Origin of the sequence: Claveliimonas monacensis (assembly GCF_014982975.1) — a bacterium.
In the GTDB taxonomy this organism is placed as follows: Bacteria; Bacillota; Clostridia; order Lachnospirales; family Lachnospiraceae; genus Claveliimonas; species Claveliimonas monacensis.
In genome coordinates this window covers 24,011-38,930 of the sequence record NZ_JADCKL010000013.1, presented here as the reverse complement: position 1 = coordinate 38,930, position 14,920 = coordinate 24,011, and the positions used below count along the sequence as shown (strand labels likewise).

Genomic DNA, 14,920 nt, shown 5'->3' with positions numbered 1-14,920 from the left:
AGGCGGGAGCGTATGGCGACACGGAAAAGGAGCCTGAGGGAAACAAAGAGAATGACCAGGAGAAGACAGAAGCAGATGCGTCTTCTCATTATGGCAGCCGCGGGGCTGGTACTGATTGCCCTGCTGGGTGTTTATATGCATTTTAGAAATTATGTGAATAAAGTGGACCCGGATGTCATCTGCGACAATGTGTGGATCGGGGCCCAGGACGTGTCCGGCATGACAGCGAAGGAGGCCAGCGCCTCCCTGGAGGAGCACGCGGCGTCGGACGGCGCGGTGACAGTGACCCTGACAGCGGAAAACGGCTCCGCCCAGGCCACGTTAAGCGAGCTGGGATTGTCTGCCAGTGATGTGGAAAAACTGACAGAAGAGGCAGTGAACTACGGCAAGACGGGAAGCGTCTTTTTCCGTTACAGGCAGCAGAAGGGGCTGGAAAAAGAGAAGTATGTGATCCGGGAGAAATTCAGCCTGGACGCAGAGCAGACCGAGGCTGTCCTGAATGAGCGGGCAGCGTCCCTTGTGCAGGGGGCTGTAGATGCCTCCATCCAGAAGACGGCCACCTCCTTTGAGATCACGCCGGAGCAGGAGGGAAAGACGGTGGATGTGGAGGCCACTATGGACGCTGTCACAGACCATCTCAATGACCAGTGGGAGCATGAAGATTTCACGGTGGAGCTGCAGACCAAAAAGGAGAAGCCCCAGATCACGGAGGAGGATCTGTCCTCCATACAGGATGAGCTGGGCAGCTTCTGGACCAATGCGGGTGGCGGCGAGAGGTGGCAGAACCTGAAAAATGGCGTGGATAAGCTGAACGGAAAGATCCTGATGCCGGGAGAGACGCTGTCTGTGGGCCAGATCACCGGACCTTTTACGCCGGAGAACGGCTACGTGGAGGCGGGAGCCTACGAGAACGGGCAGGTTGTCTCAGACTACGGCGGCGGCATCTGCCAGGTGTCCACCACGCTCTACAATGCGGTGATCTACGCTGAGCTGGAAGTGGTGGAGCGGTCACCCCACTCCATGACAGTGGCTTACGTGAAGCCTTCCAGGGACGCGGCTATTGCCGGGGATTATCTGGACTTTAAGTTCAAGAACAGTTACGACACACCGATCTATATATACGGCGAGATCAATGACAGCAACCAGCTCCAGTTCATCATCTATGGCAAGGAGACAAGGCCCGAGGGACGGACTGTGGAGTACGAGAGCGAGACCATCAGCACGGAGCCCTATGGGACCGTCTATAAAGAGAACAGCGAGCTGGCGGCAGGCACGACCCAGGAAACAGGCAGTCCCCACGACGGCGTGGAGGCCCAGCTCTGGAAGATCGTGTACGAGAACGGAGAGGAAGTCAGCCGGGAAGTGTTCAACACAAGCCACTATGAGAAATCGGACCAGATTATCGAGGTGGGCACTGCCTCGGCCAGCGGGGATGTCCTGAAAGCCCTGCAGGATGCCATCGCCTCCCAGGATCAGGCGAAGATCAATGCGGCGGTGAGCCAGGCTGCCTCGGCGGGAGGCCAGAGCCAGCAGGAGCAGACCCAGACAGAAGGATAAAGGAGAGCAGATTGTGACAGAGACAGCGATCATATACGGGGAACAGGGAGATATCGGGCGGTATGCCCTGGCCCACTGTGTCAACGCCCTGGCGGCCCGGGGCATTGAGACATTTGCCGCCAGAGCGGCGTTCCAGATACCGGCAGACAGGGAGAATACCTGCCTGTATGATCTGAAGAAAAAGTGGAAGAAAATGGCAGGGGATCTGCCATTTTTTCTCGAAACAGAGGAGACGGAGGGAGGCAGATGCCCGGCGGTGTCCCTTCCCTGCGCCCTGGTGACGGCAGAGGGGCGGACAGCATCTAAGAGCCCGGAAGGGGCCGGAGGATCGGGCCCTGAATGTTCAGAAGATACAGGTGAGCTGGATCTTCTGGTGGCCGGCAGCGCCGGCCTGGAGGGGATGCTGCGGATCGGAGAGGAGAAAGGAGAGATCCTCTCCCGCAGGTTTGCCCCCTCTTTCCTGCGGCTGATCCGGGCCAGCCAGGAGCAGATCTTTGCCCTGGACACAGCTGCGGCAGCCAGGAGAGCGCAGATCCCTGTGATCCGCCATGTGGGCCAGGGAGGCGTCTTCAAGGCCCTGTGGGACTTGTCCGCCCGGACCGGGCGGGGGCTGGACGTGGATCTGAAGAAGATCCCGGTCCGGCAGGAGACCATCGAAGTGTGCGAGATTTTCCACATCAATCCCTATCAGCTCACCTCCGCGGGATGTTTCCTTCTTGCGGCAGCCGACGGTGAAGAAGCGGCCGAGCGGCTGGGCCGGCAGCAGATCAGGGCCCAGGTCATAGGCAGGATGAGAAATGACAGGGACAAGATCATACGAAACGGCGAAGAGGCCAGATTCCTGGACCGTCCTGGACCGGATGAGATCTGGAAGATCTGGCAGCAGGAATAACGACAGATAGAATCGGGAGGATACAGATGCTGAACATCGTGCTGCATGAGCCGGAGATACCGGCCAATACGGGAAATATAGGAAGGACCTGCGTGGCTGCAGGGGCGCGGCTTCACCTGATCGAGCCCCTGGGCTTCCGGCTGGATGAAAAGAGCCTGAAGCGGGCGGGTATGGATTATTGGAAGGACCTGGATGTGACGACGTACATCGACTATCAGGATTTCCTGAACAGAAATCCGGGAGCCAGGATCTACATGGCTACCACAAAAGCGTCTGCGGTCTACACCGATGTCCGGTATGAGCCGGACTGCTATATCATGTTCGGAAAGGAGAGCGCCGGCATACCGGAGGAAATTCTTGTGGAACACCAGGAGACCTGTGTGCGGATCCCCATGATGGGAGAGATCCGATCCCTCAACCTGGGCAATTCCGTCGCCATCGTCTTGTATGAAGCCCTGCGGCAGAACGGATTTGCAGGCATGAGCACGGAGGGACATCTGCACCGCCTGTCCTGGGACTAAAAACGGCAGAGAGCCACATGCATCCACTGCGGATGTGTGTGGTTTTTTTGTCCTTGAATTGCAGGATATGATCTGTATAAAATCAAAACGAGAGGGAGAAAGTATAGGAATAAAATGAAAAAAATGGCGTTCTGAGAAAAAAATAAAAATTGTAAGATTATAGCATGAATTGTGCAATCACAAAAGGATTGAAAACAAAAAATACAAAAAATAATAGACATACTAAATAAATCATATTATAATTTGAACTACAAGAAAGCAAAAAAAGGAAAAGTGAGGTGGTGAATTGATGGTAGAAGAGACCATTCAGACCATAAAACAGGCTGAGAAAGAGGCCGGAGAGATCGCGGCACAGGCGGATGCGCGCTGTGAGCAGATCCTCTCCCAGGCATCCGGTGAGGCGGAGAAAATGAAGGATAAGATCCTCCAGGATGCAAAAACCGAGGCTGCGGCTGTCATGGACTCTGCTGCTGAGGAAGGGAAAAAAGTGACAGAAAAGGCAGCCGGGGAGACGAAGGAAATGATCCGGACTCTGAGAGAAGAAGCGGGGAAAAAGAAGGCGGCTGCCGTGTCAGATGTCATTGCTCATCTGATATGAGACGCTTCTTAAAAAATAAGAGAAAAGGAGGGATGTGTCTATGGCAGTACTGCAGATGCAAAGAGTCAGTATCTGCGCGCTGAAGAAGGACCGAAAGGCCATCCTGGAAAGGCTCCAGTCTCTGGGGATCATGGAGGTGAGCCAGCTGGCGGAGGAAGAAGATGAGATCTTCCAGCGGATGGACACCACAGGGCCCAGGCTGAGCTTTGAGAAGAAAGCCCACACAGCTGACCAGGCCCTGGACGTGCTGGAACAGTACGTTCCCCAGAAAAAGTCCATGTTTGCCAGCCTGGAAGGGAAGAAACTGGTGGACAAAGACCAGCTGCAAAAGGCGGCGGAAAACAGGGAAGAGATCATGGAAATGGCGGCAGATATCCTTCTGCACAGCAGACAGATAGCGGAGAAGAAGGCTGCCATTCTCAAGGATGAAAACCAGATTGAGAGCCTGAGTCCCTGGCTGGGGCTGGGCGTTCCCATGAACTATGAAGGGACCAGACATACAGTCATGCTGCCGGGCGTCATGTCCGCCGGCACCACGCTGGAGGACGTGTACAGGATATTGGCAGAGCAGATCCCCGAGACCGAGGAGCTGCATGTGGAGATCGTTTCCTCCGGGACGGACGGAGTGTACCTGGCTGTGTTCTGTATGAAAGAGGATGCCGTTTCAGTGGAGGAAGCCCTGAGGCAGGGCGGATTTGCAAGGCCCTCCCAGATGGTGCCGGCAGATCCGGCAGTCCGGACCGAAGAGCTGAAGGCGGATATTGGAAAACTGAACAGGGAGATTGAAAGAAAGGAAGAGGAGATCCGGGACTGCGCCGGCAGGCGGGAGGAGCTGGAGTACATCTCAGACTACTACCGCATCCGGGCGGAGAAATACCAGGTGCTGGGCACACTGCCCCAGTCCGGACGGACGTTCCTCATCAGCGGGTATGTGCCGGCCAAGGCAGTGCCTGCCCTGGAGAAGGCTGTTGCCCAGAAGTATGACTGTGTCATGGATGTGGAGGATCCGAAAGAGGATGAGGAGCCGCCCACGATCCTGCACAACAATGCATTTTCCTCCAGCGTGGAGGGCGTGCTGGAGTCCTACGGTCTCCCCCACAAGGGAGAGTTCGACCCCACCACGATCATGTCATTTTTCTACGTGTTCTTCTTCGGAATGATGCTGTCTGATGCAGCCTACGGCGCCATTGTCGCCATTGTCTGCTTCATTGCACTGAAGAAATTCCCCAGGATGAGCGCAGGGATGCACAAATCATTGAAGCTGTTTATGTTCTGCGGCATCTCCACCATCGTGTGGGGCGTCCTGTTCGGCGGCTATTTTGGGGACGTGGTAGATGTGGTTTCCAGCGTGTTTTTCGGGAAAGAGGTCAGTGTGCCGCCGCTGTGGTTCGCACCTCTTAATGATCCGATGAAGCTGCTGGTCTTCTCCATGCTGTTTGGTGTGATCCACCTGTTTGTGGGACTTGGGATCAAAGGCTACATGGAACTCAAGGATGGAAAAATCCTGGATTTCTTCTGTGATGTTGTGCTGTGGTATGTATTTCTGATGGGACTGATCCTGATGCTGCTTCCGTCAGAGATCTTCCGCTCCATCTCCCAGATGGAGATCTCGTTCCCGCCCTTTATGAACACGCTGGCCAAGGCGCTGGCCATTGTGGGAGCGGTAGGGCTTCTGCTCATGTCCGGACGGGACAACAAAAATCCGGTGCTCAGGCTGGCCCTTGGCGCCTACGATATTTACAATATCACAGGATGGCTCAGCGACGTGCTGTCCTACTCCCGCCTCCTGGCGCTGGGACTTGCCACGGGCGTTATTGCTTCCGTGGTCAACCAGATGGGAAGCATGATGGGAAAGAGCGTATTCGGTGTGCTTTTGTTCATCGTGGTCTTTATCGTGGGCCACGCCATGAACCTGGCCATCAACCTGCTGGGCGCGTACGTACACACGAACCGTCTCCAGTTTGTGGAGTTTTTCGGTAAATTTTACGAAGGGGGAGGAAAACCCTTTGAACCCTTTGAGAGCGATACAAAATATGTAGATATTAAGGAGGAAACTTTATCATGAGTATATGGGAGAATTTAGGACTGGTATATGCACTTCTTGGAGCAGCAGTGGCAGTATTTCTCGCAGGCGCCGGGTCTGCTATCGGTGTCGGCATCGCAGGACAGGCTGCGGCCGGCGTTGTGACAGAGGATCCAAGTAAATTTGCCAAGGTTCTCGTTATCCAGCTTCTGCCTGGTACACAGGGAATCTACGGACTGCTGGTAGGCTTCCTGACACTTTCCAAGATCGGCCTTCTCGGAGGAGGAGCCGCAGATCTGACACCCCAGACAGGACTTCTGATCCTGGCAGCCTGCCTGCCGGTAGGTATCGTGGGACTGATCTCCGGAAAATCCCAGGGACAGGCGGCAGCGGCGTCCATCGGCATCGTTGCCAAGAAGCCGGAGCAGTTCGGTAAAGCCATGCTGTTCCCGGCCATGGTTGAGACTTACGCGATCCTGGCACTTCTTATCTCCATCCTGGCTGTAACAGCGATCCCGGTTTAGGCGGATGTTACGGTTAACACATTAAAAACAGGAAAAGGAGTGCGAAGGCTATGACTGGATTAGAAAAAATGAAAAGCCGGATCCTGGAAGAGGCCCGGTCCTCGGCTGAGGCTAAGATCCAGGATGCCGAAAGGCAGGCAGAAGAGCTCCTGGCCGCACAGAAGAGCCAGGCGGAGAAATCTGCCGCGGCTGTCCTGATAAAAGCGCGGGCAGAGGCGGAGAGCCTGAAAGAAAAGGCCGTGTCGGCAGCAGACCTGGAGAGGCGCACGAAGCTCCTTTCCGCCAGGCAGGAGATCATAGCAGAGGTACTGGAGGAGGCTTACCGGGAAATAAAAGAGATGGACCCGGCAGCGTATTTTGACCTGATCGAAAAGATGCTGGACCACTACGTGCTTCCCCAGGACGGAGAGATCCATTTCTCCCCTGCAGATGTACAGCGCATGCCGGCCGGATTTGAGGAGAAGATCCGCGAGGCGGCCCGGGCAAAGGGCGGCGCCCTCACCCTGGCCGGGGGAGACCCTCTCGTCCCGGACGGGTTTGTGCTGGTGTACGGCGGCATCGAGGAGAACTGCACATTTAAGGCGATCTTCGAGACCAGGCGTGACGAGATGAGTGACCGTGTCCAGAGAGGATTGTTTTCCGGGGACAGGGCGTGAGGAGGAACTTAAATGAGTGAAAAGTATACCTACGCGGTTGCCCGCATAAGGGCGCTTGAGGTCTCCCTCTTTTCCAACGCGGTCATCGACCAGCTGATCGCCTGCCAGAGCTATGAGCAGTGCCTGCAGTTCCTGGCGGAGCGCGGCTGGGGTGACACGGACACCTCTGCAGACGGAGAAAAGATGCTGAAGCGCGAGGAGGAAAAGATCTGGCAGACGGTGAGAGAGCTGTCTATCGACAAAAAGAAATTTGAAGTGCTCTCCTACCAGAAGCTGTTTCACAATCTGAAGGCGGCCGTCAAGGCAGCGTGCGTGAAGGAGGTGCCCAGGGATATCTTCTACGAGGATACGGAAGTTTCCGGCCAGGAGATGCTGGATATCATCCGGGAGAAAGACTTCGGGCGGCTTCCGGCAGGCATGAGCCAGGCGGCGCAGCAGGCATGCGACGCGCTTCTCCACGCGGGGGACGGACAGCTCTGCGACATCATCATAGACAGAGCGGCCCTGGATGCCATCTACAAAGCGGGCATGGAGTCGGAGGATGAGATCATCCGGGACTACGCCAGATCCGTGGTGGCAGTGGCGGACATCAAGATCGCCGTGCGGGCGCAGAAAACCGCAAAATCTATAGAATTTATGAAGCAGGCCATGGCGGAGTGCGGCAGCATCAGCGTGGATCAGCTTGCGAAGGCGGCCCTCTCGGGACCGGAGGCGATCCGGGACTACTTACTGGGCACAGAGTACGCAGGCGGAGCGGAGGCTCTCTCAGAGTCCATGTCCGCTTTTGAGCGCTGGTGTGACAACCGCATCATCCAGACCATCAGCCCGCAGAAATATAAGGCATTTACCATAGGCCCGGTTGTGGCGTATGTACTTGCCAGACAAAATGAGATCAAGACAGTGCGGATCGTTCTCTCCGGCAAGAGGAGCGAGCTTCCGGAAGGGGCGATCCGGGAAAGGGTAAGGGAAATGTATGTATAAGATAGCAGTAATGGGCGACTACGACAGCATTTACGGCTTCGCTGCTCTGGGGCTTGACACATTTCCCGTCACACCCGCAGAGGCAGGGGAGAGGCTCCACCAGCTCGTAGCGGACGGATATGGGATCATCTATATCACCGAGGCGCTGGCAGCCGACCTGAGACAGGAGACAGCCCGGTACGAGGGGCAGATCCTCCCGGCCATCATAGAGATCCCGGGCGTGTCCGGCAATACGGGCAGCGGCGTCAGGGGAGTGAAGAAATCGGTAGAACAGGCCGTTGGATCTGATATCCTGTTCAGCAACTAAGAAAGTAGAGGTGATACGTCCATTATGAGTACAGGTACGATCAAAAAAGTAGCAGGACCGCTGGTCATCGCGTCCGGAATGCGGGATGCCAACATGTCCGACGTGGTCCGCGTGAGCAGACAGCGCCTGATAGGCGAGATCATAGAGATGCACGGGGACGAGGCGTCCATCCAGGTGTACGAGGAGACATCCGGACTTGGACCGGGCGAGCCGGTGGAGTCCACAGGGGCTCCCATGTCGGTGGAGCTTGGACCGGGCCTTATCTCCAGCATTTACGACGGTATTCAGCGACCTCTTGACGAGATCATGAAGATCTCCGGAAACAACCTTCAAAGAGGTGTGGAGGTTGCCGCGCTGAGCCGGGAGAAAAAGTGGGAATTTGTCCCTGTGGCAAAGGCCGGTGACCAGGTGGAAGCCGGCGATGTTCTGGGCACCGTGCAGGAGACCCAGGTAGTGCAGCAGAAGATCATGGTTCCCTATGGAATTGAAGGAACCGTGAAAGAGATCTGCGCGGGAGAATTTACAGTGGATGAGACCGTGGCAGTCATTGCCACGGAAAGTGGGGACAAAGAGCTGACCATGGTACAGAAGTGGCCGGTAAGACGGGGACGCCCCTACGTGAAGAAGCTGCCCCTGGATGTGCCTCTTGTGACAGGCCAGAGGGTTATCGACACCTTCTTCCCCATTGCCAGAGGCGGTGTGGCGGCCGTGCCGGGACCTTTCGGAAGCGGCAAGACCGTGATCCAGCACCAGCTTGCAAAATGGGCTGAGGCGGACATCGTGGTCTACATCGGATGCGGCGAGCGTGGAAATGAGATGACGGACGTTCTGAATGAGTTCCCGGAGCTGAAAGACCCCAAGACAGGCCGCTCCCTGATGGAGAGGACCGTCCTCATCGCAAACACATCGGATATGCCTTTCGCAGCCCGTGAGGCATCCATTTATACAGGAATTACGATCGCGGAGTACTTCCGCGACATGGGATACTCGGTAGCTCTGATGGCAGACTCCACATCCCGGTGGGCGGAGGCTCTCCGTGAGATGTCGGGACGTCTGGAGGAGATGCCCGGCGAGGAGGGATACCCGGCGTACCTGGGATCCCGTCTGGCGGAATTCTACGAGAGGGCAGGTCATGTGATCTCTCTTGGAAAAGAAGGAAGAGAGGGTTCCCTGTCTGTAATCGGAGCCGTGTCTCCCCCGGGAGGCGACACTTCGGAGCCTGTATCCCAGGCAACCCTGCGTATCGTGAAGGTGTTCTGGGGACTGGATTCCAATCTGGCTTACAAGAGACATTTCCCGGCCATCAACTGGCTTACCAGCTACTCCCTGTATCTGGACAATGTGAGCGGCTGGTTCAATGAAAAGGTGGCTCCCGACTGGATGGAGGACCGTCAGAAGATGATGAGCCTTCTGCAGGATGAGGCGGAGCTGGAAGAGATCGTGCAGATGGTAGGTATGGATGCCCTGTCTCCGGCCGACCGGCTGAAGATGGAGGCTGCCAGATCCATCCGTGAGGACTTTCTGCACCAGAACTCTTTCCACGACGTGGATACTTACACGCCTCTGAGAAAGCAGTATCTGATGATGAAGCTGGTGCTGGCCTTCTATGAGAAGTCCATGGACGCGCTGAACAAGGGGGCTGCCATGAATGCCCTTCTTGCGATGGCAGTGCGCGAGAGGATCGGACGTTATAAATATACCGTGACAGACAAGATCGAGTCTGACTATGAAAGCATTATGAGCGAACTCGACGCAGAGATCGCAGACACATTCGGGAAGGAGGACTTCTAATCATGCCAAAAGAATATAGAACCATACAGGAAGTTGCCGGCCCGCTGATGATGGTGAAAGGCGTGGAGGGCGTCACCTACGACGAACTCGGCGAGATTGAACTGGCAAACGGCGAGAAACGCCGCTGCAAAGTGCTGGAGGTGGACGGCGATAAAGTTGTCGTACAGCTCTATGAAAATGCCGCAGGTATTAACCTGAGCAACAGCAAGGTGCGTTTCCTTGGACGGAGCCTGGAGCTGGGCGTGTCCGGGGACATGCTGGGCCGCGTATTTGACGGCCTGGGACGCCCCGCGGACGGAGGCCCGGAGATCCTTCCGGAAGAGAGAAGGGACATCAACGGTCTGCCTATGAATCCGGCGGCCAGGGTTTACCCTTCCGAGTTTATCCAGACAGGCATCTCCGCCATCGACGGACTGAACACTCTTGTCCGTGGCCAGAAGCTGCCTATCTTCTCCTGCTCCGGTCTGCCTCACTCCCAGCTGGCAGCCCAGATCGCAAGGCAGGCAAAAGTGCGTGGAACCGATGAGAAATTCGCCGTTGTATTCGCGGCCATGGGTATCACCTTTGAGGAGTCTAACTTCTTCGTGGAGTCCTTCAAGGAGACAGGCGCTATCGACAGAACGGTACTCTTTATCAACCTGGCCAATGACCCGGCGGTGGAGCGTATCTCCACACCCCGTATGGCCCTGACAGCAGCAGAGTACCTGGCCTTTGAGAAAGATATGCATGTTCTTGTCATCCTGACAGACATCACAAACTATGCGGACGCTCTCCGTGAGATCTCCGCAGCCAAGAAGGAAGTGCCGGGACGCCGCGGCTACCCCGGATATATGTACACAGACCTGGCACAGATGTACGAGCGCGCAGGTCGGCAGAGAGGCAAGAAGGGAAGTATCACCATGATTCCCATCCTGACCATGCCGGAGGACGACAAGACCCATCCCATTCCCGACCTTACGGGATACATCACAGAGGGGCAGGTTATCCTGAGCCGTGACCTGTACCGCAAGGGCGTGCAGCCGCCTATCGACGTGCTGCCTTCCCTGTCCCGTCTGAAAGACAAAGGTATCGGCGAGGGCAAGACAAGGGCGGATCATTCCAACACCATGAACCAGCTTTTCGCGGCCTACTCAAGAGGAAAGGACGCTAAGGAGCTGATGACTATTCTGGGCGAGGCGGCGCTGACGGAGATCGATCTGATCTACGCAAAATTTGCCGACGAGTTTGAGAAAGAGTATGTGTCCCAGGGTTACCACACAGACCGATCCATCGAGGAGACACTGGAGATCGGCTGGAAACTTCTGTCCATCCTGCCAAGGTCCGAGCTGAAACGTATCGACGACAAGTATCTGGATCTGTACTATGGGAAACAGTAAGCCGTGCGCAGATTTGTGGAAATAGCCGTGCAGGCTTGCCTGCAGACGGATATTTCCGCAAAGGTGCATAGGGCGTGCGCCCGGCAGCGAGATGAAGCGTCAGCTGAATCGAGCTGGGCACGGTGAAGGCCGAAAGGCACGGCCAAGGCCAAAGGCCAGCCGCGGCAAAAGATGCCGTGCGCACGTGGAAATAGAAGGAGGAATGCAATATGGCATCGACACAGATCACTCCTACCCGCATGGAGCTTACAAAAACGAAAAAGAAACTTGTCACAGCCCGGAGAGGCCACAAGCTCCTCAAAGATAAGCGCGATGAGCTGATGCGTCAGTTCCTGGATCTGGCAAGAGAGAATATGGCGCTCCGCCAGAAGGTGGAAGCGGGGATACTGGCCGCGAACAAGAACTTTGTCATCGCCAGAGCAGGCATGGATGAGGCCACGCTCCACACGGCACTGATGGCGCCGAAGCAGCAGGTGAGCCTGGAAGTAGGGAAGAAAAATGTTATGAGCGTCAACATCCCGGTGTTTGATACCAAGACCAGGACCGCGGACGCCAACGATATCTATTCCTACGGTTTTGCCTTTACCTCCAGCGATCTGGACGGAGCGGTGAAGTCTCTTGCGGATATCCTGCCGGATATGCTCAGACTTGCAGAGGTGGAGAAAGCCTGCCAGCTCATGGCTGCCGAGATCGAGAAGACAAGGCGCCGTGTAAATGCGCTGGAGCATGTGATCATTCCCCAGGCACAGGAGACCATCAAATATATCACCATGAAGCTGGATGAGAACGAGAGAAGCTCCCAGATCCGCCTTATGAAGGTGAAGGATATGATGCTGGAGGATGCACATCATTACAGCGAGCGGGCATAGGAATATAATGACATAAAGTGTTGACAGAGAAGCAGAAGAGAGATAATATAAGAATATAGCGAGAGCTATAAAGAATTAAGATATGATCCATAGGAAAGCTCCCCGGAACTAGCCCTTCCGGGGAGCTTTTTATGTATGGGCTAGTTGTCGGGTTTGTTTCGGTCTGACCACTTGCTGATGAGATGTACGATCAGATCAGCAAGTGGTTAGACCAAAAACAACAAATGTAACAAAATAAAAGAGGGCGCATATGCTGTACGTAGAAAGGACTTTTTGCTGGGAGTGTGTTGCGCATGGAACGGAAATTACCTTACTATATGGCGTATCCGACGCCGCTGTTATATGACGATGAAAGGATAGAGAGGCGGGACTTTGAGTACATGAAGAGCATGTACCCGGACACGGCAAAGCGGGCTCTGCCATTTGTGGAGGATGAGTGCGACCGGATGGAATATGAGGGGAGCATGCTCTACGACGAGTACCCGGATAAGCTGCAGCTCCATCTGATGTGCGGGCGGATCTATGACAGGATGGCGGAAGGGGAGGAAAATCCTGGCGACTGGCTCCGGGAACTGATCCAGGTCATGGTGTACCAGGAAGTCTGCAAAAGGCGCTGCGACCACAGAAAGTATAAAAGAAAGTTTTACTGATTATTGATTGCGGATAATCCAAAAGCAGAAAGAGCATCGCGGATGCGAGGGGAGAAATGTTCCCTGTGCATCCGTAATGCTCTTTTTCAGTCATCCAGATCTGCGAGTTCCCCCATATCCGGGAGCCAGGCATCCCCGGCATCTATATATTCCCCGGAAAAATCAAGCTGTTCCTGGATGGTGGAGGGGAGTGTTCCGTCAAGCTGTCCCCGGATACTTTCGGCGCGCAGTGCACAGAAGTCGTAGAAAGTGGAAGCTCCCTGCAGAAAATCCTCGTAGGAACAGAAGGCGGTGGGATCTTTCTTTACATAGGGCGAAATGAGTTCCAGTACCCGGGCAGTTTCTGTCTCGAAAAGACCGCTTTCAAAATAGCCGCTGATCAGTTCGTCAAAATAAGAGTGGTATTGTGCAAAATACGTATCGTTCTGCATCAGGTTGTGAAAGAGCGGGCGCTGGCTCATGATCTCACGGGAGGCCGGGGTGTCGATGGGGTAGTTGATATACACTCCGGCGTCATTGACCGGATCGGGCATTCCCAGAGAGTAGGTGGCAAAAGCCAGGTTGTAATCCCAGGGCAGGATTTGCAGTTGTCCGTTTTCCTCATAGAGGAAATAGTTGTGGCCGGTGCGCCCCAGGTAACTGTCCAGATTGACGACGAACACCTGCACGGTAAAGTAGCGGAGCACTTCATCCACGCAGACGGCGCTTTCCAGATCCCCGCCTGTGTTCAGAATTTCCAGAGCGCTGATGAGGCGGGCTTTGTCCGTATCATCCGGCTGAAACTTTGCGTTTCGGAAAATATTGTCATAGTCGGCAGGATCATCTGAAATATACTGGAGAGCCACATCCCTGTTCTCTGCGTTCAGAGATTTATAGTCGGGCTTGTAGAGCTGGCCGTAGTCCGCTCCGAAATTCCTTCTGGCAAATGCCTCTTCCGGTTCCTCCACAGCAAGGAAAAGGCCGTGGGGGTTCCCGTTTACCGTGACCCACACGTAACTGCAGAAAGGCGATGGAACACCCATGTATTCCATCATGTCATAGGCAATGTAGTTTTTCAGATAGCTGTTGTCCTGGAAGGAAGCATCCAGGGAAAACTTATCCAGACCATAGTAGGACTGGCCTTCACGGAAATGATCCAGTTCCAGCTTAAGGCTGTATCGTGTCAGACCGTATTCTTCTACCAGGCGTCTGGAGTTATTTCCCTTTGCCCGGAGCCCTGTGTCGGGAAAGAGTTCTCCATCTATGACGACATCGCACTGAAAGTAGGTTTCGGAGGGAGCGGCTGCAAGAAAGGTTTCCCAGTCTTCAAGCTGCAGGTCAATGGTGTGTACCCTGCTGTCATCGAAAAGGCGCGTCTCATAACCCGGCGAAGCACTCAGCGGTTTAATGCCCAGAGCTTCTCCCTGGATGAACAGAGTTGTGATAAGGAGGGCGGCCAGAGCTGCAAAAATACAGATTTTGTCTATATGTCTGTGTCTGATCATAAGAATTACCCCATATAATCTCCGTTGTAAGAGACAAGCACAGCGTGGCTCACACCTTCCAGCGCGGCCAGTTCATTGACAAAGGATGCGGCGCCTTCTTTAAGCCGGACTTCATAATTCAGTTCAATGGAACCGGCGGATACGCTTTTGCTCTTGAGAGCGGCGGCAGCGATGCGGCTTTTGATCAGACTGACTGCCTTTTCTTCCGTTGCATCACTGTCACAGTGCACGACAAGGATATAGGGAGTATCCGTGTCCCTGCGGCTGGAAAAAAGCAGAAGGACCAGTCCTATGAACATGCTGCCAAAGACGGCAAGTGGAATAAAACCTGCCGCCAGGACAATGCCTGCCGCGATACTCCAGAAAAGGAAGGCAATATCCATAGGTTCCTTGATGGCAGTGCGGAATCGTACAATGGACAGGGCACCCACCATACCAAGGGAGAGGACGATATTGCTGGTGACAGCCAGAATCAGAAGGGTGGTGATCAGTGTGAGAGCGATCAGCGTCACCCCGAATCCCGGCGAATACATAAGCCCGCAGTAGGTCTTTTTATAAATGTAAAAGATAAAAAGCCCCAGGGCAAAGGCAAGAAGTATGGAAAGCGCCATGTCCAGTACGGAGATAGCGCTTACATTTTCCAGAAAACTGGATCTGAATATATCCTGAAAAGTCATAAAGTTCTCCGTTC

The 14,920-nt window shown here is 54.8% G+C and carries 15 protein-coding genes; 13 read left to right on the top strand and 2 right to left on the bottom strand.

Annotated elements, in window-relative coordinates; translation table 11 throughout:
- Window positions 1–12 precede the first annotated feature (12 nt).
- The 13 genes from INF30_RS12640 (at window position 13) to INF30_RS12580 (ending at window position 12,745) form a co-directional block, all read left to right on the top strand.
- The gene (locus INF30_RS12640; protein ID WP_226395473.1) at window positions 13–1,557 is read left to right on the top strand and encodes a VanW family protein; all 1,545 of its coding nucleotides are present in this window, start codon (window positions 13–15) and stop codon (window positions 1,555–1,557) included.
- A gap of 13 nt (window positions 1,558–1,570) precedes the next feature.
- The gene (locus INF30_RS14755; protein WP_226395472.1) at window positions 1,571–2,449 is read left to right on the top strand and encodes an AIR synthase-related protein; all 879 of its coding nucleotides are present in this window, start codon (window positions 1,571–1,573) and stop codon (window positions 2,447–2,449) included.
- Window positions 2,450–2,475: 26 nt separating this feature from the next.
- Window positions 2,476–2,970: a tRNA (cytidine(34)-2'-O)-methyltransferase gene (locus INF30_RS12630; RefSeq protein ID WP_076780052.1), complete on the top strand. Its 495-nt coding sequence runs from the start codon at window positions 2,476–2,478 to the stop codon at window positions 2,968–2,970.
- Between the two features lie 289 nt (window positions 2,971–3,259).
- Window positions 3,260–3,568 (top strand): glycosyltransferase family protein, encoded by a 309-nt coding sequence (locus INF30_RS12625; RefSeq protein WP_226395471.1) that lies wholly within the window; start codon window positions 3,260–3,262, stop codon window positions 3,566–3,568.
- Between the two features lie 40 nt (window positions 3,569–3,608).
- Window positions 3,609–5,633: a V-type ATP synthase subunit I gene (locus INF30_RS12620; RefSeq protein WP_226395470.1), complete on the top strand. Its 2,025-nt coding sequence runs from the start codon at window positions 3,609–3,611 to the stop codon at window positions 5,631–5,633.
- A complete protein-coding gene (locus INF30_RS12615; protein WP_076780058.1) occupies window positions 5,630–6,115 on the top strand; it encodes a V-type ATP synthase subunit K in 486 nt (161 codons plus the stop codon). The genes INF30_RS12620 and INF30_RS12615 overlap by 4 nt, the downstream gene beginning before the upstream one ends.
- 50 nt (window positions 6,116–6,165) lie before the next feature.
- The gene (locus INF30_RS12610) at window positions 6,166–6,771 is read left to right on the top strand and encodes a V-type ATP synthase subunit E (protein ID WP_226395469.1); all 606 of its coding nucleotides are present in this window, start codon (window positions 6,166–6,168) and stop codon (window positions 6,769–6,771) included.
- A gap of 12 nt (window positions 6,772–6,783) precedes the next feature.
- On the top strand, window positions 6,784–7,752 hold the full coding sequence (locus INF30_RS12605; protein WP_226395468.1) for a V0D/AC39 family V-type ATPase subunit: 969 nt from the start codon (window positions 6,784–6,786) through the stop codon (window positions 7,750–7,752).
- Window positions 7,745–8,059: a V-type ATP synthase subunit F gene (locus tag INF30_RS12600; RefSeq protein WP_226395467.1), complete on the top strand. Its 315-nt coding sequence runs from the start codon at window positions 7,745–7,747 to the stop codon at window positions 8,057–8,059. Before INF30_RS12605 ends, INF30_RS12600 begins: the two co-directional genes overlap by 8 nt.
- Window positions 8,060–8,083: 24 nt before the next feature.
- Complete coding sequence (locus INF30_RS12595; RefSeq protein ID WP_076780066.1) at window positions 8,084–9,850, top strand: V-type ATP synthase subunit A; 1,767 nt, start codon at window positions 8,084–8,086, stop codon at window positions 9,848–9,850.
- 2 nt (window positions 9,851–9,852) lie between these two features.
- Window positions 9,853–11,226, top strand: a complete 1,374-nt coding sequence (locus INF30_RS12590) for a V-type ATP synthase subunit B (protein WP_076780068.1) — start codon at window positions 9,853–9,855, stop codon at window positions 11,224–11,226.
- A 209-nt stretch (window positions 11,227–11,435) separates the two neighbouring features.
- Window positions 11,436–12,095 (top strand): V-type ATP synthase subunit D, encoded by a 660-nt coding sequence (locus tag INF30_RS12585; protein ID WP_076780070.1) that lies wholly within the window; start codon window positions 11,436–11,438, stop codon window positions 12,093–12,095.
- A 293-nt stretch (window positions 12,096–12,388) separates the two neighbouring features.
- Window positions 12,389–12,745, top strand: coding sequence for a hypothetical protein (locus INF30_RS12580; RefSeq protein WP_076780072.1), 357 nt, complete (start codon window positions 12,389–12,391; stop codon window positions 12,743–12,745).
- Between the two features lie 86 nt (window positions 12,746–12,831).
- Here INF30_RS12580 and INF30_RS12575 read toward each other — a convergent pair whose 3' ends face one another.
- Together INF30_RS12575 and INF30_RS12570 are read right to left on the bottom strand one after the other, a co-directional pair.
- A complete protein-coding gene (locus INF30_RS12575) occupies window positions 12,832–14,229 on the bottom strand; it encodes a CotH kinase family protein (RefSeq protein ID WP_226395466.1) in 1,398 nt (465 codons plus the stop codon).
- Window positions 14,230–14,234: 5 nt separating this feature from the next.
- Window positions 14,235–14,906 (bottom strand): DUF4956 domain-containing protein, encoded by a 672-nt coding sequence (locus INF30_RS12570; RefSeq protein ID WP_226395465.1) that lies wholly within the window; start codon window positions 14,904–14,906, stop codon window positions 14,235–14,237.
- Between the last annotated feature and the right edge of the window lie 14 nt (window positions 14,907–14,920).

What these genes read in the sequence shown, in the direction of transcription:
- INF30_RS12640 (WP_226395473.1), top strand. Translation starts at nt 13, where the DNA reads ATGGCGACACGGAAAAGGAGCCTGAGGGAAACAAAGAGAATGACCAGG.
- INF30_RS12630 (WP_076780052.1), top strand. Translation starts at nt 2,476, where the DNA reads ATGCTGAACATCGTGCTGCATGAGCCGGAGATACCGGCCAATACGGGA.
- INF30_RS12625 (WP_226395471.1), top strand. Translation starts at nt 3,260, where the DNA reads ATGGTAGAAGAGACCATTCAGACCATAAAACAGGCTGAGAAAGAGGCC.
- INF30_RS12620 (WP_226395470.1), top strand. Translation starts at nt 3,609, where the DNA reads ATGGCAGTACTGCAGATGCAAAGAGTCAGTATCTGCGCGCTGAAGAAG.
- INF30_RS12615 (WP_076780058.1), top strand. Translation starts at nt 5,630, where the DNA reads ATGAGTATATGGGAGAATTTAGGACTGGTATATGCACTTCTTGGAGCA.
- INF30_RS12610 (WP_226395469.1), top strand. Translation starts at nt 6,166, where the DNA reads ATGACTGGATTAGAAAAAATGAAAAGCCGGATCCTGGAAGAGGCCCGG.
- INF30_RS12605 (WP_226395468.1), top strand. Translation starts at nt 6,784, where the DNA reads ATGAGTGAAAAGTATACCTACGCGGTTGCCCGCATAAGGGCGCTTGAG.
- INF30_RS12600 (WP_226395467.1), top strand. Translation starts at nt 7,745, where the DNA reads ATGTATAAGATAGCAGTAATGGGCGACTACGACAGCATTTACGGCTTC.
- INF30_RS12595 (WP_076780066.1), top strand. Translation starts at nt 8,084, where the DNA reads ATGAGTACAGGTACGATCAAAAAAGTAGCAGGACCGCTGGTCATCGCG.
- INF30_RS12590 (WP_076780068.1), top strand. Translation starts at nt 9,853, where the DNA reads ATGCCAAAAGAATATAGAACCATACAGGAAGTTGCCGGCCCGCTGATG.
- INF30_RS12585 (WP_076780070.1), top strand. Translation starts at nt 11,436, where the DNA reads ATGGCATCGACACAGATCACTCCTACCCGCATGGAGCTTACAAAAACG.
- INF30_RS12580 (WP_076780072.1), top strand. Translation starts at nt 12,389, where the DNA reads ATGGAACGGAAATTACCTTACTATATGGCGTATCCGACGCCGCTGTTA.
- INF30_RS12575 (WP_226395466.1), bottom strand. Translation starts at nt 14,229, where the DNA reads ATGATCAGACACAGACATATAGACAAAATCTGTATTTTTGCAGCTCTG.
- INF30_RS12570 (WP_226395465.1), bottom strand. Translation starts at nt 14,906, where the DNA reads ATGACTTTTCAGGATATATTCAGATCCAGTTTTCTGGAAAATGTAAGC.